The 18,422-nt window shown below is 44.0% G+C and carries 19 protein-coding genes; 11 read left to right on the top strand and 8 right to left on the bottom strand.

Going from position 1 to position 18,422, the window contains the following annotated elements; genetic code table 11:
• Positions 1-1,041: a glycosyltransferase family 2 protein gene (locus ACTHQF_RS08025; protein WP_440429541.1), complete on the top strand. Its 1,041-nt coding sequence runs from the start codon at positions 1-3 to the stop codon at positions 1,039-1,041.
• Here ACTHQF_RS08025 and aroQ read toward each other — a convergent pair.
• Positions 1,007-1,438, bottom strand: coding sequence for a type II 3-dehydroquinate dehydratase (aroQ, locus tag ACTHQF_RS08030; RefSeq protein ID WP_440429542.1), 432 nt, complete (start codon positions 1,436-1,438; stop codon positions 1,007-1,009). The two genes, ACTHQF_RS08025 and aroQ, sit on opposite strands and share 35 nt — an antisense overlap.
• 43 nt (positions 1,439-1,481) lie before the next feature.
• On the opposite strand from aroQ, the gene xerD reads away from it, so the two are divergent.
• A complete protein-coding gene (gene xerD, locus ACTHQF_RS08035) occupies positions 1,482-2,375 on the top strand; it encodes a site-specific tyrosine recombinase XerD (RefSeq protein WP_440429544.1) in 894 nt (297 codons plus the stop codon).
• Positions 2,376-2,378: 3 nt separating this feature from the next.
• Here the strand turns inward: xerD and prmC are convergent, their stop codons facing one another.
• Positions 2,379-3,227 carry a peptide chain release factor N(5)-glutamine methyltransferase gene (prmC, locus tag ACTHQF_RS08040; protein WP_440429545.1) on the bottom strand — a complete coding sequence of 283 codons (849 nt, stop codon included), beginning with the start codon at positions 3,225-3,227 and terminating at the stop codon, positions 2,379-2,381.
• 65 nt (positions 3,228-3,292) lie between these two features.
• Here prmC and ribD point away from each other — a divergent pair, with 65 nt between their 5' ends.
• Genes ribD through ACTHQF_RS08070 form a run of 6 tightly spaced genes read left to right on the top strand, consistent with a single transcriptional unit; the run spans position 3,293 to position 8,261 of the window.
• Positions 3,293-4,324, top strand: a complete 1,032-nt coding sequence (ribD, locus tag ACTHQF_RS08045; protein ID WP_440429546.1) for a bifunctional diaminohydroxyphosphoribosylaminopyrimidine deaminase/5-amino-6-(5-phosphoribosylamino)uracil reductase RibD — start codon at positions 3,293-3,295, stop codon at positions 4,322-4,324.
• A gap of 1 nt (position 4,325) precedes the next feature.
• Positions 4,326-5,186, top strand: a complete 861-nt coding sequence (locus tag ACTHQF_RS08050; protein WP_440429547.1) for an EamA family transporter — start codon at positions 4,326-4,328, stop codon at positions 5,184-5,186.
• Positions 5,176-5,781: a YigZ family protein gene (locus ACTHQF_RS08055; protein WP_440429549.1), complete on the top strand. Its 606-nt coding sequence runs from the start codon at positions 5,176-5,178 to the stop codon at positions 5,779-5,781. Before ACTHQF_RS08050 ends, ACTHQF_RS08055 begins: the two co-directional genes overlap by 11 nt.
• Before the next feature lie 50 nt (positions 5,782-5,831).
• Positions 5,832-6,695, top strand: coding sequence for a nucleoside phosphorylase (locus ACTHQF_RS08060; RefSeq protein ID WP_440429550.1), 864 nt, complete (start codon positions 5,832-5,834; stop codon positions 6,693-6,695).
• A 14-nt stretch (positions 6,696-6,709) separates the two neighbouring features.
• Positions 6,710-7,906 carry a multidrug effflux MFS transporter gene (locus tag ACTHQF_RS08065; RefSeq protein ID WP_440429552.1) on the top strand — a complete coding sequence of 399 codons (1,197 nt, stop codon included), beginning with the start codon at positions 6,710-6,712 and terminating at the stop codon, positions 7,904-7,906.
• Between the two features lie 37 nt (positions 7,907-7,943).
• Positions 7,944-8,261, top strand: coding sequence for a hypothetical protein (locus ACTHQF_RS08070; RefSeq protein ID WP_440429554.1), 318 nt, complete (start codon positions 7,944-7,946; stop codon positions 8,259-8,261).
• A gap of 29 nt (positions 8,262-8,290) precedes the next feature.
• Here the strand turns inward: ACTHQF_RS08070 and ACTHQF_RS08075 are convergent, their stop codons facing one another.
• The gene (locus ACTHQF_RS08075; RefSeq protein ID WP_440429555.1) at positions 8,291-9,139 is read right to left on the bottom strand and encodes a sigma-70 family RNA polymerase sigma factor; all 849 of its coding nucleotides are present in this window, start codon (positions 9,137-9,139) and stop codon (positions 8,291-8,293) included.
• Positions 9,140-9,409: 270 nt separating this feature from the next.
• Here ACTHQF_RS08075 and mnmA point away from each other — a divergent pair, with 270 nt between their 5' ends.
• Positions 9,410-10,501, top strand: a complete 1,092-nt coding sequence (gene mnmA, locus ACTHQF_RS08080; protein ID WP_440429557.1) for a tRNA 2-thiouridine(34) synthase MnmA — start codon at positions 9,410-9,412, stop codon at positions 10,499-10,501.
• Positions 10,502-10,598: 97 nt separating this feature from the next.
• On the opposite strand, the gene ACTHQF_RS08085 is transcribed toward mnmA, so the two are convergent.
• Complete coding sequence (locus ACTHQF_RS08085; protein ID WP_440429559.1) at positions 10,599-11,108, bottom strand: glutathione peroxidase; 510 nt, start codon at positions 11,106-11,108, stop codon at positions 10,599-10,601.
• 151 nt (positions 11,109-11,259) lie between these two features.
• Here ACTHQF_RS08085 and topA point away from each other — a divergent pair, with 151 nt between their 5' ends.
• On the top strand, positions 11,260-13,857 hold the full coding sequence (gene topA, locus ACTHQF_RS08090) for a type I DNA topoisomerase (RefSeq protein WP_440429560.1): 2,598 nt from the start codon (positions 11,260-11,262) through the stop codon (positions 13,855-13,857).
• Positions 13,858-13,870: 13 nt separating this feature from the next.
• Entirely contained in the window at positions 13,871-14,275 is a 405-nt protein-coding gene (locus ACTHQF_RS08095) for a hypothetical protein (protein WP_440429561.1), read from the top strand.
• Between the two features lie 8 nt (positions 14,276-14,283).
• Here ACTHQF_RS08095 and ACTHQF_RS08100 read toward each other — a convergent pair whose 3' ends face one another.
• From ACTHQF_RS08100 to ACTHQF_RS08115, 4 genes are all read right to left on the bottom strand, one after another.
• The gene (locus tag ACTHQF_RS08100) at positions 14,284-14,982 is read right to left on the bottom strand and encodes a lysoplasmalogenase family protein (RefSeq protein ID WP_440429562.1); all 699 of its coding nucleotides are present in this window, start codon (positions 14,980-14,982) and stop codon (positions 14,284-14,286) included.
• Between the two features lie 81 nt (positions 14,983-15,063).
• Positions 15,064-15,369, bottom strand: coding sequence for an RNA recognition motif domain-containing protein (locus ACTHQF_RS08105; protein ID WP_440429563.1), 306 nt, complete (start codon positions 15,367-15,369; stop codon positions 15,064-15,066).
• Positions 15,370-15,484: 115 nt separating this feature from the next.
• Complete coding sequence (locus ACTHQF_RS08110) at positions 15,485-15,895, bottom strand: OsmC family peroxiredoxin (RefSeq protein ID WP_440429564.1); 411 nt, start codon at positions 15,893-15,895, stop codon at positions 15,485-15,487.
• An 81-nt stretch (positions 15,896-15,976) separates the two neighbouring features.
• Complete coding sequence (locus tag ACTHQF_RS08115; RefSeq protein ID WP_440429565.1) at positions 15,977-18,406, bottom strand: AsmA family protein; 2,430 nt, start codon at positions 18,404-18,406, stop codon at positions 15,977-15,979.
• Between the last annotated feature and the right edge of the window lie 16 nt (positions 18,407-18,422).

Here is an 18,422-nt window from a genome sequence, read left to right on the forward strand (position 1 = left end):
ATGGAGCCGAGTGTTGCTGTAGTCATTTTAAATTGGAATGGCCTTTCATTTCTGAAGTCTTTTTTGCCACAGGTTTTAGGTACTGATTATAATAATCTCCAGGTTATTGTTGGTGACAATGCTTCTACGGATGGTTCTGTGCGCTTCCTTCAGGAAAGCTATCCAGGAATAAGGGTTATACAGAACCCGGTGAACCATGGATTCGCGGGCGGTTACAATCAGGTATTGAGTCAAGTTAACGCGGATTATTATGTGTTGTTAAACTCGGATGTGCAGGTCCCGAAAAACTGGATCAGTCCCATCATTGAGGTTATGGAGAAAGATCCGATGATTGCAGCTGCACAGCCCAAGATCAAGAGTTTCAATGAACCTTTAAAGTTCGAGTACGCAGGCGCGGCAGGCGGCTTTCTGGATAAGTTTGGCTTTCCATTTTGCAGAGGTAGAATATTCGATGTCATTGAAGACGATCAAGGTCAATATGATGATGCGGTTGAAATATTTTGGGCGAGCGGCGCGGCATTGTTTGTAAAGAGCGCCTGCTGGAAACAGGTTGGCGGATTGGATCCCGATTTCTTTGCACACATGGAAGAAATTGATGTTTGTTGGCGACTGAAGAACTTGGGTTACAAAGTCGTTTATTGCCCCTCGGCTGAGGTTTTCCATGTAGGTGGTGGAACCCTCAATTCAACCAATCCGTTTAAAACCTACCTTAACTTCAGGAATAACCTGTACTTACTTCAAAAGAACCTGCCTGCAAAGGAAATGTACACCATGCTTTTTGCCAGAATCTGGATAGACTCCATTGCATGGATACACTTTTTACTGAAGGGCGAATTCAAGTTTGCCTGGGCAATTAACAAAGCACACTTTAACTTTTTTCAGCACTATCGAAAAACAGCAGGTAAACGAACAACACAGCAGTTACCATTCCAAACTCTGACGGGCGTGTACCAGGGAAGCATCGTTTGGGCATTCTTTATTAGTAAGATCAAGTTGTTTAATAAGCTTAACTTCCAGACCGCTCCTGTAAAAAAGAAGTGATTGCCAGACGATATCCGTCCATTCCGAATCCTGTGAGCACACCTTTACAATTTTTTCCGGTTAAAGACACATGCCGGTAAGATTCACGGGCATATATATTTGAAATATGAACCTCAATAACAGGGGTCTTAATGGCTGCAATCGCATCTGCAAGCGCAACCGATGTATGCGTGTAACCGCCAGCATTAAGGATGATGCCGTCGTATGAAAATCCCACTTCATGAACTTTGTTAATTAGTTCGCCCTCTACGTTACTTTGGTAGTAGTCTATGGAAAGGTCCGGAAAGTTCTTGCGCAGTTCTTCCAGGTAGCTATCAAAGCCCTGATTTCCATAGATGCCCGGCTCCCGGAGCCCAAGCAGATTTAAGTTGGGGCCGTTTATAATTTGTATCTTCATCGATCAAACTTAAAAGTTAAAACCAATAGTAGAAAATATTTAAGTGATTAAAGCGGCTTATATCAGGGAATATAGTACGTACCTGCTCCTGGAACGTGGCTTGTCAGGGAATTCCATTAAGGCATACATCAACGATGTAAACAAACTACTGCAGTTCCTGGAACCGGCCGGCAAGCTCCCAGCCAAGGCCACACACCAGGATCTTATTGATTTTATTACCTGGCTTAATGAACTCGGCATGCTACCGAACTCCCAGGCAAGGGTGATCTCTGGATTGAAATCCTACTTTGGGTTTCTGTGCCTGGAGGAGCTTGTGGAAGATGACCCGACTACCTTACTGGAGCTGCCCAAAATCAGCAGAAAGCTCCCGGATGTATTGAGTATTGTGGAGATCGATCAACTCCTGCTTGCCATAGACCTATCCAAGCCTGAAGGTGTTCGAAGCAAGGCCATTATAGAGGTGCTATATGGTTGTGGACTCCGGGTCTCAGAACTGATCTCGCTTAGGATCTCAGATATCCATGCGGATGCTAGCTATATTCTGGTTGAAGGGAAAGGCAGCAAACAACGAATTATACCTATTGGAAGTGTTGCGCTAAAGCACCTGACCATTTACCTGAATGAAGTCCGGAACAAACAGAAGATTAAACCGGGTATGGAGAACTATGTATTTCTGAATAAGTTTGGGAGCACGCTTTCACGCATATCCGTTTTCACTATGATTAAATCGCTGGCGGAAAAGGCTTCGTTGCAGAAGTCGATCAGTCCGCATACATTCCGGCACTCCTTTGCAACGCACCTCATTGAAGGTGGAGCAGATCTACGGGCGGTACAGGCCATGCTTGGGCATGTAAGTATTACCACGACCGAGATCTATACCCACTTAGACCGGGAATATCTGCATTCAGTTATCCGGTCATATCATCCGCGTAATTAGTGATTAATGTACACAGCTCAGGATCCGGAGCTTTTGTTGCAGGTCATGGATCAGCTGGATATCGCTGAAACCTTTTTCCGCCATTAATGCCACCATCTCGCGGCCCAGGTATTCGTTGATTTCGAAGTACAAACGTCCACCTTTAACCAGGTTCTTTAATGCAAAGTTGGCGATTGCTCGATAAAAGATCAAAGGATCTTCGTCAGAGACAAATAATGCGGTGTGTGGTTCGTAAGCCAGAACATTGTGGTGCATGTCCCGGCGCTCCCCGTTCTTCACGTAAGGTGGATTGGAAACAATAATGTCGTATTGTTCTTCGGATTGGTAGGTCAGGATGTCTGCTTGGATAAAGGTGACATCGACAGCATTGCTTTTCGCATTCTCCTGAGCCACAGCTAATGCTCCAGCTGAGACATCGAGCGCTGAGACCTCAAACAGAGGCAGGCTTTTTTTTATTGCTATGGCGATACAGCCGCTGCCGGTGCCAATATCCAGCAAACGTTTCTTCTGCATACCCATCCCCCGTTCTGTCCTGATGATCAAGTCGACCAGCTCTTCAGTCTCATCACGTGGTATCAGCACATTTGCATTCACTTTGAAGCGTAGCCTGTAGAACCAGGCCTCCTCCAGGATGTACTGAATTGGTTTTCCGGCACAAAGGGCGTCGAGTACCGCTAGCATTGCCTCCCTGATTTGTGCTGGTACCTCCTGCAGCTGATGTTCCAGGAACTGCATCCTGGTAAAACCGGCGATCTTCTGAAGTGCAATATGGAAGAGCCCGGAGCACTCCTGATCCTGATATATTTTCTCCAGAGACTGGTTGAACCGTTCCTTCAGCGCCTTGTAATTCATAGCGGGTAAAAGTAACTAAATCGAACAATATAACTACTTTTGCCCCGATGGTTCATGAAGATTATATGCGACGCTGCCTTGAGCTAGCGGAACTCGGGATCAACGATGTTAGCCCAAATCCGATGGTTGGCTGCGTCATTGTTTCAGAGGGTAAAATCATTGGCGAAGGCTTTCACAAGAAAATCGGCACTGCTCATGCGGAGGTAAACGCAGTGAATGATGTAATTGAACGATACGGGGAACGCGCGCCGGCAATGCTGAAGTCGGCGACCGTTTACGTAAGCCTGGAGCCTTGTGCACACTTCGGCAAGACGCCTCCCTGTGCCGACCTGCTGATCCGGCATGAAGTGAAAGAAGTCATCATCGGCAATGCGGATCCATTTCCCGCAGTAAACGGAAAAGGAATAGAAAAGCTGAAAGCTGCCGGCATTCGAGTGCAGCAGGGCGTTCTCGATGAGGAAGGTCTTGTGTTGAACAAACGATTTTTCACAAGAGTAGAGAAGCAACGCCCATATATAATTCTAAAATGGGCGCAAACTGCAAACGGTTACTTTACCCCGCTGATCAATAAAAAACAATGGATCAGTAATCCACTTTCCAAAAAGCTGGTGCACAAGTGGCGCGCCGAAGAAGACGCCATTCTGGTGGGCAAGAAAACAGTGATGACGGATAACCCGGAATTAAATACACGGGAATGGCCGGGATCTAATCCGATACGTATCGTCGTTGATAAGAAACTAGACATTCCTCAAAGCAGCCATGTATATAACGATCAGGTTAAAACTATTTTTCTTAATGAGGTTAAAACTGACGTTGAGGGAACCAACCATTTCGTGCAAATGGAAGACATGACCTTTTATCTTCCACAGAAAATTGCATTTCAGCTCTATTTGATGGACATACAGTCTGTCATCATCGAAGGTGGGGCAAACATTCTGAATCAATTCATAGCTGCTGGTCTCTGGGACGAGGCTAGGGTAATCAAGTCAAGCACAAACTGGCAGGAAGGGGTCACCGCGCCGCAGATTAATGGCTATCTTGAAGAAATAATCCCGCTAAACACGGACACGCTGTTTATACATCAGAATCGCGGATAGTATGATATATGTTCTGATAAGCATTCTCTGCAGTGTAACCGTTGGCGTATTATTTAAACTGGCTGCACGCTACAGTATAAATGTGCAGCAGGCTATCGCCTGGAACTACCTGACAGCTATATTACTGTGTTTATTTTTTTTTAAGCCCGATATTGATACGCTTAAACTGCCTGCTTCAGCCCTCTACTACTTGCTTGGTATACTTCTGCCGACGATCTTTTGGATCTTGTCGCGATCAGTAAAGGAAATTGGCATTGCAAAAACTGACATCGCACAGCGTTTATCTCTGGTCCTGCCGTTACTTGCAGCATACCTGATTTTTCAGGAGAAGTTTAGTGCGGTTAAAATTGCAGGACTTCTGCTGGCCTTCGTGTCAGTGTTCCTGATGTTGTTTAACAAAGGCAAAGGTCATCGGAATTCATCCATTTTCTTCCCATTGATGGTGTTCCTTGGTTTCGGCACGGTCGATATCCTGTTCAAGAAATTAGCGACCGATACAACGATGCCTTATACCAGCATTTTGCTGGTCGTTTTCTGTATTGCTTTTCCAATTGCGATGCTCTCGGCCAGCTACCAGGTTCTTAAATCTAATCAGCGTTTTGCAATCGTTAATCTATTATATGGCATTCTGCTCGGCCTCTTCAATTTTTCAAATATTTTCTTTTACCTGAAAGCACATAAAGCATTTGCTCAACAGCCCTCAGTCGTATTTGCATCCATGAATATTGGTGTTGTTGTACTTGGTACCCTGCTAGGTTATTTCATGTTCCGGGAAAAGTTAAACAAGTTAAACTTTGTCGGCGTTGCACTTGCCGTTATTGCAATTATTTTGATCACGCTTGCTCAATATTATGGAAGCTAAGGACCAATATAAGACGGTAGAACATCCTGCGACGGGAATTTTCAGGGACAAGGGCAGTAAGTTCATCGCTTATATATATCCCATTTCAGCTGAAACGGAGATTAAGCCGATCTTGCTGCAGTTGAAGGCTGAACATCCTAAAGCGCGGCATCACTGCTGGGCTTACCGGCTGGGTATGAACACCAGCAATTACAGGCTTAATGATGATGGCGAACCCTCTGGTACTGCAGGGCGCCCAATTTTGAATAGTCTACTATCTACTGAACTGACAAACGTTTTTGTTGTTGTGGTCCGATATTTCGGCGGCACGCTATTGGGTGTTCCCGGATTGATCAATGCCTATAAATCGGCAACCATTGATGCTATTGAAAACAGCAATATCATTGAGAAAACCGAAAATCTGGTCTACAGTGTCAGATGTGATTACTTGCAACTGAACCAGGTAATGCGAATCATTAAAGAAAGCTCGCTGGTTGTAAAATCACAAACGTTTGATTTAGAGTGCAGCTTTTTGTTAGAGGTAAGGAAAGCGTTGGCTCAGGAACTCCTTGGGAAACTAGATCAGGTAGATCAAATAAAGATTGAGCAGCTTTGATCAGGAATATTAGTCGGGAATAAATGTACCTTTGCACCGAAAAATTTACTATGTCCCTAATTTCAGAATCCGACTTAATCATTAATCCGGATGGCAGCATTTACCACCTGAACCTACTTCCTGAAGATCTTGCTGATACTGTTATCACCGTAGGTGACCCTGAACGAGTTCCGGAGGTATCCCGCTATTTTGATCACGTAGAATTAAGAAAAGGAAAGCGCGAATTCATCACACATACTGGTTATCTCGGCAACAAGCGGTTAAGTGTTGTTTCAACCGGCATTGGAACAGACAATATTGATATTGTTTTCAACGAGCTTGATGCATTGAAGAATATCGATTTTGAAACTCGACAGGTGAAACCAGAACTTAGCGTACTCGACCTCATCAGAATAGGTACTTCAGGTGCCATTCAGCATGATCTTCCGATTGGCACCATTCTGGCCTCCTCCCATGGTTTAGGTTTAGATTCACTGATGAACTTCTATTCAGCTGTCCCGGATGCTGAAACGGAACAGCTGTTAACGGCGATCAAAGAACATTTAACAGGAATGGAGGCTGTTCAAGCTTACCTCAGCCCGGCGAATGCTTCACTGATGCAACAAATCGCAGCTGACCTGCCTCAGGGAATCACAGTCACTGCTCCTGGCTTTTATGCTCCTCAAGGAAGGCAGGTACGTGCTACGGCCAAATTCCCTGACCTCATCACACAACTGGGTAGTTTTAAGAAAGAGCGTGTGCGAATTACCAACCTGGAAATGGAAACTGCTGGTATTTACGCATTGGCAAAAACACTTGGACACCGTGCACTGTCGATAAATGCAATCCTTGCCAGCCGCGTGAAACTTGCCTTTAGTAAAAGTCCACAGGCGATCGTGGACCAGGCCATTCAGCACGTTTTAGAAAGAATATAAAAACTTAAGAATTCATGAACAACAAGAAATATACTTCCCTCATCTTGATCCTGGGGTCATTGACGGCGTTGGGTCCTTTTTCCATCGATATGTATTTGCCTGCTTTTCCAGTGATCGCAAAAGATCTCCAGACCAGCACGGAACAGGTTGCAATATCACTCTCCAGTTTCTTCATTGGGATATCTTTAGGGCAATTGCTTTATGGCCCGCTGCTCGATCGTTTTGGTCGCAAAAAACCGCTTTGCCTTGGATTAGCACTATACATTCTTGCATCACTTGGCTGTGTATTTGTTACCTCTTTAAATCAGCTCATCGTACTGCGTGCTGTACAGGCACTTGGTAGTTGCGCAGCAGCTGTTGCCTCCGTGGCGATGGTTCGAGATCTCTTTCCAGTAAAGGATAGCGCCAAGGTTTTTGCCTTATTGATGCTGGTCGTTGGTGTGTCGCCAATGTTGGCTCCTACCGCTGGAAGTTATGTGACGATCCTTTTTGGCTGGCATGCGATCTTTATCGCGCTTATTGCACTTGGTGTATTGAACCTGCTTGCAAGCATTTTCTGGCTGCCGGAGAAGTATCAGCCAGATCCAAGTATATCGCTAATGCCTGCGCCAATTATCAAAACCTTTCTGTCAGTAATTGCAGAGCCTTATTTCTATACTTATGCACTTACCGGAGCAATGGCATTTTCCGGCTTATTCGCCTATGTTGCGGGTTCACCGGTCGTGTTTATGGAAGTGTTTGAGGTTAGTACAGAGCTATATGGTTGGATCTTTGCCGTCCTGTCCATTGGATTGATTGGCTCGAGTCAGATCAACAGCAGGCTTGTAAAGCGATATAAAAGCGAGCAGATTGTTTTTGTGGCGCTCAGTGTTCAGTTGGTATTAACCCTTTGTTTTTGCGCAGGCACTTATTCTAACCTGTTGAATTTGTATGAGACCGTTGCATTGCTTTTCTTATTCCTCTGCTGTTTAGGGTTTATAAATCCAAATACCTCTGCCTTGTCACTTTCTCCTTTCAAGAAAAATGCTGGTAGTGCATCCGCATTGATGGGCGCCATACAGATGGGGATTGGTGCAATGGCATCTTCCCTGCTGGGTATGTTCGAAACAAAATCCGCATTTCCAATGGTTGGTGTAATGGCCGGTTCAACGATCATCGCTATGGTCATCCTGCTCAGCGGACGAATGAAATTAAGTAAAACAATAGCATAAACTGGGTGTTGAAATGATGATCTAACACCTAAAACCTATGTTTAACAAACTACAACACACTGTTGCCTTAGCTGCAGGCAAAACCATATTAAACGGAACCGATGAGGTAAGGCTAAGTACTGGCAAGCGCATGATCTCAATCCTGGCAGGTGCATTCATCTTCAGAAGAGGATTGAAAAACCTCACAAAGAGTCCCATCATTGCAGTACAGGAACTCGCCTTAGGCGGATTACTATTGTATAATGGTGCAACCGGTGAAAATAAATTAGGCAGTAAAGCGCGACAGCCTTTATACGGCAGCCCATATAAAGCCCTGGAGAATCAATCTATGCCGAACTTGTATCGGGTTAAATGACGATTACGTCATTTAACCCGATACAAATTTTAAAGAAAGCTGCGCCACTTAGCATCTACGAAGTTCTTTAGTCGTCCGCTGATCTTTTTTTCGGCTTTATATTTAAGCTGGCGTATACGCTCTTTGCTATAACCTAAGATGGCAGCAATTTCGGCAGCAGTCATTTGGTCCTGACCATGCAGTCCATACGAGTAGCTAATAATTAATGCTTCCCGCTTCGGAAGGGTAGCAACGATGTTTTGGACATTGAGCAGGTTGGAACCTTTTACAAGTCTCTGTTCCGCATTATCGCTTTCATCAGCCAACTCATTTCGATAGTCTACTTCGGTTTCGCCAGAATCGATTGAAATGGTTCTTCCGTGATATTCCAGACCTTTAGCAATTTGCTTTTCGGGCATAGCAACAAGCTCACTTATTTCGGATATCGAAGGAAGACGGTAGTGTTCTTGTTCGAATCTATCAATTCTCGATTCCAGAAGTTTCCTCATTGCAGTCTTATTTCTAGGAATCGTGACAACTGTTCGAAGACTCTTCATGCCCTGCATCTTTTGCTTGATATCCCAGGTTCCCAGAGTATTAAATTTACAACCAAATCGTATGTCAAAACGCATTGCTGCGGAGATCAAGCCGCGATTTCCCTCTGCGATGTAGTCCATCAACTGTGTACGGTCATACGCGAACCGAAGTGCAAGAAAAACCACAAACCGGAGGTTTGCTGTGACCAGTTCTTTGTACGCGCGCGGATCCTTATCTAGAATTCTTTGACCGATCGCTTGTTCTTCCTGCTGAGACAATAACCGGTACTTCTTAGTTTCCCGGATGTAGATGTTAAAAAGTGGATCTTCTGAGAACCACAGCGAGCTTGGCTTGGCAACCATAATGCGTTAATTTATTTGGTTTTTTAATCTATTAGTTAACACAAGATAAACTATATTTCTCCATAAACAAAAATATTTAATATAATTTTCATCATTTGTGTTTCATTTAAATTAGGTAATCTAAAGCTTTACTGGTTTGCCTTAAACTTGATTTGCAACCTAATCCTTAAGTTCAGCGTGGATAAACCCATACTATTATTACAAGTTGCTGACTTCCTTAGCTAACACATTCCTTCAAAAACATTTACTTTTGTATCACATTAAATTACTATGAGTAAAAAGGGCAGAATTTTGGTCGCCATGAGTGGTGGAGTGGATAGTTCGGTAGCTGCAGTGATGTTACATGAACAGGGTTATGAAGTTATTGGCTTAACCATGAAGACATGGGATTACGCAACTTCCGGCAGCAGCAGTAAAGAAACTGGTTGCTGCAGCTTAGATAGCATCAATGATGCGCGTACCCTTGCCGTTAATTATGGATTTCCACATTATATATTAGATATCCGGGATGAATTTGGCGATTATGTTATCGACAATTTCGTTGACGAATACCTCGCTGGGCGCACACCAAATCCTTGTGTGCTATGCAACACCCATATCAAGTGGGAAGCTTTGTTAAAAAGAGCGAACAAGCTGGATTGTGAATTTATTGCGACGGGCCACTATGCTAATATCAGACAGCATGATAATGGACGTTACGTGATATCTAAAGGTAAGGACGAAAACAAGGATCAGTCTTATGTGCTTTGGGGCGTTTCTCAGGAAAACCTCTCCAGAACGCAATTTCCTTTAGGGTCATTTGCTAAATCTGAAATCCGCCAGATGGCACTAGATATGGGACAGGAAGAACTGGCAAAGAAAAGTGAGAGTTACGAAATCTGTTTCGTGCCCGATAATGATTATCGCTCGTTCCTGAGACACAAAGTTGAGGACCTAGAGGATCGTGTAGCTGGAGGAAACTTTATTCTGAGCAATGGTATGGTTGTAGGGCAACATAAAGGTTATCCTTTTTACACCATCGGTCAACGTAAAGGGCTTGGTATTGCCTTGGGCGAGCCGATGTTCGTTACCCAGATCCTGCCTGAGAGCAATACAGTGGTTTTGGGTCGTGCTGACGAACTGGAACGACGTGAGGCGATGGTTCGGAACGTAAATCTTTTGAAGTACGAAAGCATCAATGAGCCGATGGAAAATGTAATCACTAAAATCCGTTATAAAGATGCTGGTATGTTAAGTACCATTGTACAGGAAAAAGAAAAGATGCGGGTTGTCTTTGACCATTCCGTTTCTGCAATTGCGCCGGGACAGTCTGCAGTGTTCTATGAAGGTAATGACCTTCTTGGTGGTGGCTTTCTGTGCTAGTACCGGATTTCAATTACCATTAAATAAGCATAAATAAAAAGGCCTGCAACGCTGATGTTGCAGGCCTTTTTATTTATGCATGGCTGTTTGTATAAAACTAAAGCTTTGCCGTAATCTCCTCGCTAAGTGGCTTAACTTTCGAGCGGAAGCGATGAACCAATTTGCCGTTTTCATCAATGAGAAACTTCTCGAAGTTCCAGTTGATCTCTCCTTTAAAATCTGGATTCTCCTGGCTAGTCAGATAAGCGAATAAAGGATCAATATCACCGCCCTTAACGCTCACCTTTTCACTTAACAAAAATGACACACCGAAGTTCGCTTCACAGAATTCTTTGATCTCTGCATTAGAAGCAAGCTCTTGGCCACCGAAATTTCCGGCCGGAAATCCAATTAACACGATTTCTTTGCCATATTGCTGATGTAGTTTTTCCAGCTCCTCATACTGCGGAGTAAAGCCGCACTTCGACGCCGTGTTTACGATAAGAATCTTCTTACCCTTGAATTTCGATAAGGAAATCTCCTTTCCATCTATGGTTTTCATTTTGAAATCATAAACGCTTTTTGGCGGGCTGAAGAACAGTCCGATGAGTACTAATAGTATATTCATTGCTTTTGTTTTTTTAGGTTAACAACATAGGTACTGGCTCTGTTTCAGACTGAGAACGTAATGTAAAGATACAGGACAAATTACCATTAAATGAAGCCAGAATTTTGAATTCTGTTTTATTTATAGCTTTATTTGCAGAAAAACGTTCTGAATGGCGAAAAATTTATTGATAGTTGAGTCCCCTGCAAAAGCAAAAACCATAGAAGGATATTTAGGCAAAGATTTCCTGGTTAAGTCAAGTTACGGCCACATACGTGATCTAGTGAAAGGTGATATGGCAATAGACATCGAGAACAACTTCACCCAAACCTACGAAGTACCTGCTGACAAAAAGCAGGTCGTGGCGGAACTAAAGAAGCTAGCAAAGAACGCAGAAATGGTATGGCTCGCATCCGATGAGGACCGCGAGGGTGAGGCCATTTCATGGCATCTATTCGAAACCTTGAACCTTAAGGAAGACAAAACTAAAAGAATTGTATTTCATGAAATCACCAAACCTGCCATATTAAGAGCTATTGAAGCACCCCGAACCATCGACTATAATCTTGTCCATGCCCAACAAGCAAGGCGTGTACTTGATCGATTGGTCGGATTTGAACTTTCCCCTGTTTTATGGAAGAAAATCAAACCTTCATTGTCTGCTGGGCGGGTACAATCCGTAGCGGTACGACTGATTGTTGATCGTGAACGTGAAATCAATAAATTTGCCGCTACTGCGGCGTTCAAAATATCCGCACAGTTCAGTAATGGTAACCCTAAGGAGATTGTGCGTGCAGAGCTACCTCAACGGTTTAGCCAGGAAAGTGAAGCGGAACAGTTCCTGAAGGACTGTATCGATGCGGAATTTAAAGTGGCTTCCCTAGAAACTAAACCAGCCAAAAGAAACCCGGCTGCGCCATTTACAACGTCTACCTTACAGCAGGAAGCGTCCAGAAAATTAGGTTATAGTGTTTCCAGAACGATGCAGATCGCACAGCGGTTGTACGAAAGTGGAAAGATCACCTATATGAGGACCGACTCTGTAAACTTATCAGAAACGGCAGTTCAGGCAGCAGCACAGGAGATCAAATCTGCCTATGGTGAAAAATATCACCAGCCAAGAGTCTATAAGACGAAGTCTGCAGGTGCACAGGAGGCGCATGAGGCGATAAGACCAACATACTTTGATCAACATACCGTTGCAGGTGATAGTTCCGAGCAGCGGCTGTATGAGCTGATCTGGAAGCGCGCCATCGCCTCTCAGATGAGCGAAGCACTGTTTGAAAAAACCACTGCACAAATTGCAGTAAGCAGCAGACCTGAATATTTGATTGCGGAAGGTGAAGTCCTGAAGTTTGATGGTTTCCTTAAAGTGTATCTCGAATCCAGTGATGATGAGGATAATGAAGAAGGTTCCAACAACAACATGTTGCCTCCAATCAGCAAAGGCCAGATCTTATCACTTCAGCAAATGAATGCCATTGAGCGTTTCTCCAGACCGCCGGCAAGATATACTGAAGCAAGCCTTGTAAAAAAGCTGGAGGAACTGGGTATCGGCAGACCTTCCACCTACGCTCCTACCATCTCCACCATTCAGAACCGTGGATACGTCGTTAAAGAAGACCGCGAAGGCCGCCAACGTACTTTCAATACCATAACCCTATCAAAAAATACACTTAGCAAACAGACCAAGACCGAAGTGACTGGCGCTGAAAAGTCGAAGTTATTTCCAACTGACATCGGCGAAGTCGTTAATGATTTCCTGGTCGAGCATTTTAAAGATATTGTAGATTTCAACTTCACAGCTTCAGTGGAAAAAGAGTTCGATGAAATTGCCCAAGGACTGAAGCAATGGACAAATATGCTTCACGCTTTTTACAAGCCATTTCACGAAGAAGTTCAGGTAACATTGGATACTGCAGATCGCGCCAATGGAGAACGCTTGTTGGGTGTAGATCCAGAAACTGGGAAGAACGTGTATGCGAAGGTCGGTAAGTTTGGGCCGCTTGTCCAGATCGGTCAATTGGATGATGAGGAAAAGCCTAGATATGCCAGCATATCCAAATCCCAAACCGTAGGTACCATTACCCTTGAAGAGGCACTCGAGCAGTTCAGACTACCCTTCCAGTTAGAAGACTACGAAGGCAAAGAGGTTTCTGTAGGTGTAGGCCGATTTGGGCCTTATGTAAAGTGGGGTGATGCTTATATATCTGTACCTAAAAATGAAGATCCTCTAACCATTGATTTTGACCGTGCGACAGAGATCATTCGTGAGAAGGTATCTGCGGATGCTCCGGTAGCGGAACATGAAGGCATGCCCGTTACAAAGGGTACCGGGCGCTTCGGACCATTTATCAAATGGAACAACCTTTTCATCAATGTACCCAAAGCCTACGACTTCGATAATTTAACTAAAAAAGACATTACTGAACTGATCCAAAAGAAAGTGGAGAAGGAAGCAAATCGCTTCATTCAGCAATGGCCGGAGGAAAAGATTGCGATTGAAAATGGTCGTTGGGGACCGTTCATCCGCTTCGGCAAGGAAATGCTGAAGCTTCGGAAAAACCCTGCCTCGAATGATAAATATACACCTGAGGAACTAGCCGCGCTTAGCCTTGAAGATGTTAAAGCCTTGATTAAGGAACAAGTGCCTAATGCATTTGAAAAGAAGGCAAAAGCAACCAAAAAAACCACAGACGCAAAACCTGGCGCAAAGAAAGTTGCAGCACCAAAAAAGGTGGCAGCGAAAAAGCCTGCAGCTAAGAAATAATCGAATTGCGAAGATGAAGAAGGACCTGCCACAGAATATAGTTGAAGATGTTGCCATAGCCGTTGTGCTCATGAACGATACCCCTGAACAAGCCAGCTGGAGCGTTTACCTGGTTAATTACAAGGGCGAGAAGCTGGAGCATGTGCTGGTAAGTTCAAAAGGTTATGGCGAGAAAGATGGGAAGATGGTGAAGACCTCTGTATTGAGGCACTCACTCCGGGACGTCGCTCCGCAGTCTTTCGCTGTGATTGAAGCCATCGACCCGGCAGTGTTCGGCCTGACGAACGAATACCTGCTTAGCTTCTACATCGATGGCACCATCTATGACAAGAAGTTTATCTTTCTGCCAGAAAGCATTGTCGACGCTAATCTGATGCACATTCCGCTGATCAATAAGCCTGGGGTGATGATCAAGTAAGATTACCCTTAAGAGTTTCCTTCCCGGTGCAGTAGCGTTCTGGATACGGCACCGAGGCTGATCAGGTAAAGTCCCGTAAACAGGCTGATAGAATAGATCAAAGTCACGCCCCCAATCGGCTCGGCGAATTTGTGATAGGCAAACAATCCCTCCCCAAACATATACAACAGTACACCAGCAAGTACCATCCAGAAGCTATTTGAATTTACCCTCAGATTTCTAAAACACGCCATCATAAACATCAGACTGCTGGTAAACACACCAATCATCACGGGCAACTTCAAAATACCAAGATGAGCACGCATGGCAAGATAATACCCCAGGCTGAACAGAAATGCCAGCGCAATTGCAATTCTCGCGCCGCGCTTATCAAGTTCAGGTGCCGAGCGAAAGTCGAGGTAAAAAGCGCTTATAAAGAAGAGCTGTGGAAGCAGGAAGAACAACATGGAGGGAAATAAAACCTCATAGCGATTGCCGGTAAGCGCAAAATAACTGTAACCGACCAAGGTTACGAGCAAAGCTGAGCATATACGCTTATGGAATCTTCCTTTAAGTCTGGAACGCGTGAAAAGGAACACCAGCATTCCCGCCAGCGCAGCAATGTTTAAGAAATCCATAAACCCAAAAGCACCTAATGAAAAGAGCCCGATCTGAAGAACGATAAAAAGAAGTATAGGAATTGCTAAGTTACGGACGCTAACTGCCATTGAAGCTGGTAAATTGCTGCATAAAAAAGTCAACCATGCTGTAGCACAATTGACCATTTATTTTGAAAGTTATATGATAACTTAGAAACTTCTTTCTCTGTTGTTGTTACGCTTGAAACCGCCGCCAGCATTTCCACTGTTACCTGGTTTTTCCTGCGCTTCAGCAACCTTAATACGGTTACCATTATAATCTCCGCCATTCATTCTTTTGATCGCTTCTCTTGCCTCATCATCATTCGGCATTTCTACGAAACCAAAACCACGACTCTGACCAGTCTCACGATCTTTGATAATCCTAAGTGACTTAACTGGACCAAAATCGCCGAATACGGCTGTTAATTCTTCTTCCCCTACTTCTAAAGGAAGTCCTGTAATAAATATCTTCATTAATGTTTAAAAATTTACACAAAGGTAATTAAATTAATGCGCTAAATTGCAATTCGATTGTAAGTTATCACAGTATTTTAAGCCCTTTTTCTTTAATAACTGGTTTACTATCTGATTAACTCAAGGTCGCCTCGAGTGTGATCTCTAAATTATATGCTTTACTCACCGGACAGTTTTCTTTTGCCCCCTTCGCAATCTCCTGAAACTGGTTTTCACTAATGTCCGGGATGCTTGCAGTTGTCACCAGGTGTGAACTGGTGATAACACCATTGTCCAAAGACACCGTAGCCTTAGTTTCCAGGTTTCTTGGTGTAAAACCTGCCTCGGTAAGGTCAGCACTTAATTTCATCGTGAAACATCCTGCATGTGCCGCCGCCATTAGTTCCTCGGGGTTTGTACCCACGCCCTCCTCAAAGCGACTCTTAAATGAGTATTGCGTTTTGTTCAGGGTAGTACTTCCAGTGGTAATCGTTCCGCTACCTTCTTTTATAGTTCCGGTCCAAATTGCAGTTGCATTGCGTTTCATACGTTATCTTAATTTAAGTTTACTGACCATAGATAAACAGCTAAGATTATCAAAGGTTTTCTAATTATAAACTTTTTTAAACTATTTATCCTTCTTCCGGTTGCGGTTCAATTTGATCTTAATTTTCCCGTCTTCCCCATCCACAGCCACCAGATGAAGCACAATCCCGCTCATCCTGTTTTCGAGCTGCTCTTCCCTGGAGCTGCCAAGATCCTTCTTCGGATTTCGTAAGGGTACATCCATGGTGATGTTGGTGCCTTTATTCATCGCGTAAATACCAGCGACATCAAGATTCAGCACACTGGAACTGATCTTCATCGGTCTGATGTTGATCTTCTCTCCCCTTACATCCAGAGCACCGCCGAGATCACTGAAGGTAATATTGTTCAAATCCCGCAATGGGAAGGCGAACTTTCCGACATTGATCAGCGGCTGAAAATTCAACAAGGCACCATTCTTCAGATTGAAAGCAATGAGCCCGCTCAAAGAATTAGGCATCAGCACACCGCGGTTGGAGATCCGCCCGTTTAACTTAACCTTTGAAAACAGATTCCCAGAAATGTTCTTATAAGTAATCGATTGAAGACCAAAATTATCAAAACCATAAAACAAGCTCTTTACATTGGCATTCGCAACGATCGCATCGATGGCAAACCGGGTGGCATCGCCGGTCTGATACAGGTTACCTGTTACGTTTATTGACCCATTTGCATGTTTAACCCGCGTATTTTTAATCTGAATACCTTGCTCAGACACATACAACTGCGCAGTTGCATCCGTAGCGAGAAACTTTTTGTAATAGATTTTGTCGACCGCTAAATTCAGGTTCACCTTACTTTTATTGAAAACGTTGTTCAGATCTCTGCCAAAGGTACCTTTGCCTCTGCTCTTCACCTGAGTTACATTAGGCCGCGCATTTAAAAAGCCCAGGAATTCACCCAAATGAAGCTGAGGGCTTTTAACATTCCAGTTGAGCACTATTTTCTCCGGGGCAGTATAATAGAGGTTTAGAAAGTTCCGGATGCTTCCCTCCATCAACAAAACGCTTTTTCCACTCTGAAGCCGCAAATCACTGATAAACAAATCCGGCCCGGTAAATTTCAAGGATATCCCGGTGTTCTTGAATCGAAGGTTTCGAGGTTTATAGTTTACATCGGCATTCTTGATATTTACATAACCGGTGAAATATGGCTTGCGTAGCATCAGATCAACCAGATCTGCACTATAGGTTAGGTTCAGATCTGCCTGGCCACTGTTGAATTCCAATAACTCCTCCCCCACGATTGCATTCAGTTTAGCGATATCAAACCTCGAACGAACCACGCCCGTAGCTACTGGTGCCTTGAAGTTATTAATGAAGGCGGTATCTATCGTAAATGGGATCTTCTCATATGAACCCTTAAAGTTGTAGAGCTTGATCGCTGAATTTTCATCACTTAAGCCTCTACCGCTAAAGAAGTTGTTGGTATACATGCCTCGAAAGCTACAGCTGTCCACGACACCGCCTGGTGTACGCAACACATTGTTCTGCACATCAGCGATCACACTAATGTTCGGATCACCCCCCGGCCCCATATTGCCTACGATATCACATTTTACATCGATGGGGTTCTTCAGATTAAATTGATCAAGACGCTGTTTGATGTTCGGCGCCAGCAGTGCAGCTGCATTGCGCCAGCTGATCTGGTTCGCACGTATGTTTATTGCGAAAGCCGTAGGATCTTTGCTGGTGTTAAAGGTGGCACCAATAACAAAGTCATTTACCCCAATTTTCAACTTATTGGGCGCCACACGAATGATGGATTTCTCCTCGTCGAAACTTACGTCAAAAGGTCCAGTTAGACGCTGGTCCTTGATAAAGCTTCCTCTTCTCGTATTAAAAGCCAGCGAATTTACCATAACATCAAGGTCTAACCGGGCTTTCCATCCTTCTGAAGGATAATCTACCTTCCCTTCCAGCTTGGTCACGAGAAATTGAAAAAGCTTATTTCCTTTCTCATTGTTCACCACGAGTTTTACGTTCTTGAGCATCATTTTTTTGATCTCCGTGGAAGATTCAGATGATAGTGCTTCAGTTGCAGGCTTCTTTGCTTTTTTCCTGAAAACGGTCGTATTGGTGTATCCCGTCGAATCGGTGTACAAATAAGCGGAGGCATCAGCGATGTCAATTTTGTTAATCTCTACGGCCCCACGAAACAAGGCGAGGGAATTAACCGTAATCCGGATGTCTTTTGCTTGCAGCAAGGTGTGTTTATGCTCATTCCAACGTTTGTCTTTCAATTCAACGTTGTTAAGCCTGAGCGAGATGCCGGGAAGGCCACTAAGTAGTGTGGGTTCCATACTTCCGATTACAAGGGAACCATCCAGGTTCTTGTTAAGCTCCCTTGTAACCGAAGCAAGAATTGAAGCCTTATTGGAGCTGACATAAATGGCCAACGATATAAAGGCGACTATAAATAGGATAATTAAAACTAAAAGCGTTTTTAAAACAGTCTTAAACCAGTTCGGCATATATATCGATATAAAT

The organism is Pedobacter sp. SAFR-022 (assembly GCF_051965375.1).
GTDB lineage: Bacteria > Bacteroidota > Bacteroidia > Sphingobacteriales > Sphingobacteriaceae > Pedobacter.

Coding starts and splice junctions, on each gene's coding strand:
- ACTHQF_RS08025 (WP_440429541.1), top strand. CDS start 1: ATGGAGCCGAGTGTTGCTGTAGTCATTTTAAATTGGAATGGCCTTTCA.
- aroQ (WP_440429542.1), bottom strand. CDS start 1,438: ATGAAGATACAAATTATAAACGGCCCCAACTTAAATCTGCTTGGGCTC.
- prmC (WP_440429545.1), bottom strand. CDS start 3,227: ATGAATTACAAGGCGCTGAAGGAACGGTTCAACCAGTCTCTGGAGAAA.
- ribD (WP_440429546.1), top strand. CDS start 3,293: ATGCGACGCTGCCTTGAGCTAGCGGAACTCGGGATCAACGATGTTAGC.
- ACTHQF_RS08050 (WP_440429547.1), top strand. CDS start 4,326: ATGATATATGTTCTGATAAGCATTCTCTGCAGTGTAACCGTTGGCGTA.
- ACTHQF_RS08055 (WP_440429549.1), top strand. CDS start 5,176: ATGGAAGCTAAGGACCAATATAAGACGGTAGAACATCCTGCGACGGGA.
- ACTHQF_RS08060 (WP_440429550.1), top strand. CDS start 5,832: ATGTCCCTAATTTCAGAATCCGACTTAATCATTAATCCGGATGGCAGC.
- ACTHQF_RS08065 (WP_440429552.1), top strand. CDS start 6,710: ATGAACAACAAGAAATATACTTCCCTCATCTTGATCCTGGGGTCATTG.
- ACTHQF_RS08070 (WP_440429554.1), top strand. CDS start 7,944: ATGTTTAACAAACTACAACACACTGTTGCCTTAGCTGCAGGCAAAACC.
- ACTHQF_RS08075 (WP_440429555.1), bottom strand. CDS start 9,139: ATGGTTGCCAAGCCAAGCTCGCTGTGGTTCTCAGAAGATCCACTTTTT.
- mnmA (WP_440429557.1), top strand. CDS start 9,410: ATGAGTAAAAAGGGCAGAATTTTGGTCGCCATGAGTGGTGGAGTGGAT.
- ACTHQF_RS08085 (WP_440429559.1), bottom strand. CDS start 11,108: ATGAATATACTATTAGTACTCATCGGACTGTTCTTCAGCCCGCCAAAA.
- topA (WP_440429560.1), top strand. CDS start 11,260: ATGGCGAAAAATTTATTGATAGTTGAGTCCCCTGCAAAAGCAAAAACC.
- ACTHQF_RS08095 (WP_440429561.1), top strand. CDS start 13,871: ATGAAGAAGGACCTGCCACAGAATATAGTTGAAGATGTTGCCATAGCC.
- ACTHQF_RS08100 (WP_440429562.1), bottom strand. CDS start 14,982: ATGGCAGTTAGCGTCCGTAACTTAGCAATTCCTATACTTCTTTTTATC.
- ACTHQF_RS08105 (WP_440429563.1), bottom strand. CDS start 15,369: ATGAAGATATTTATTACAGGACTTCCTTTAGAAGTAGGGGAAGAAGAA.
- ACTHQF_RS08110 (WP_440429564.1), bottom strand. CDS start 15,895: ATGAAACGCAATGCAACTGCAATTTGGACCGGAACTATAAAAGAAGGT.
- ACTHQF_RS08115 (WP_440429565.1), bottom strand. CDS start 18,406: ATGCCGAACTGGTTTAAGACTGTTTTAAAAACGCTTTTAGTTTTAATT.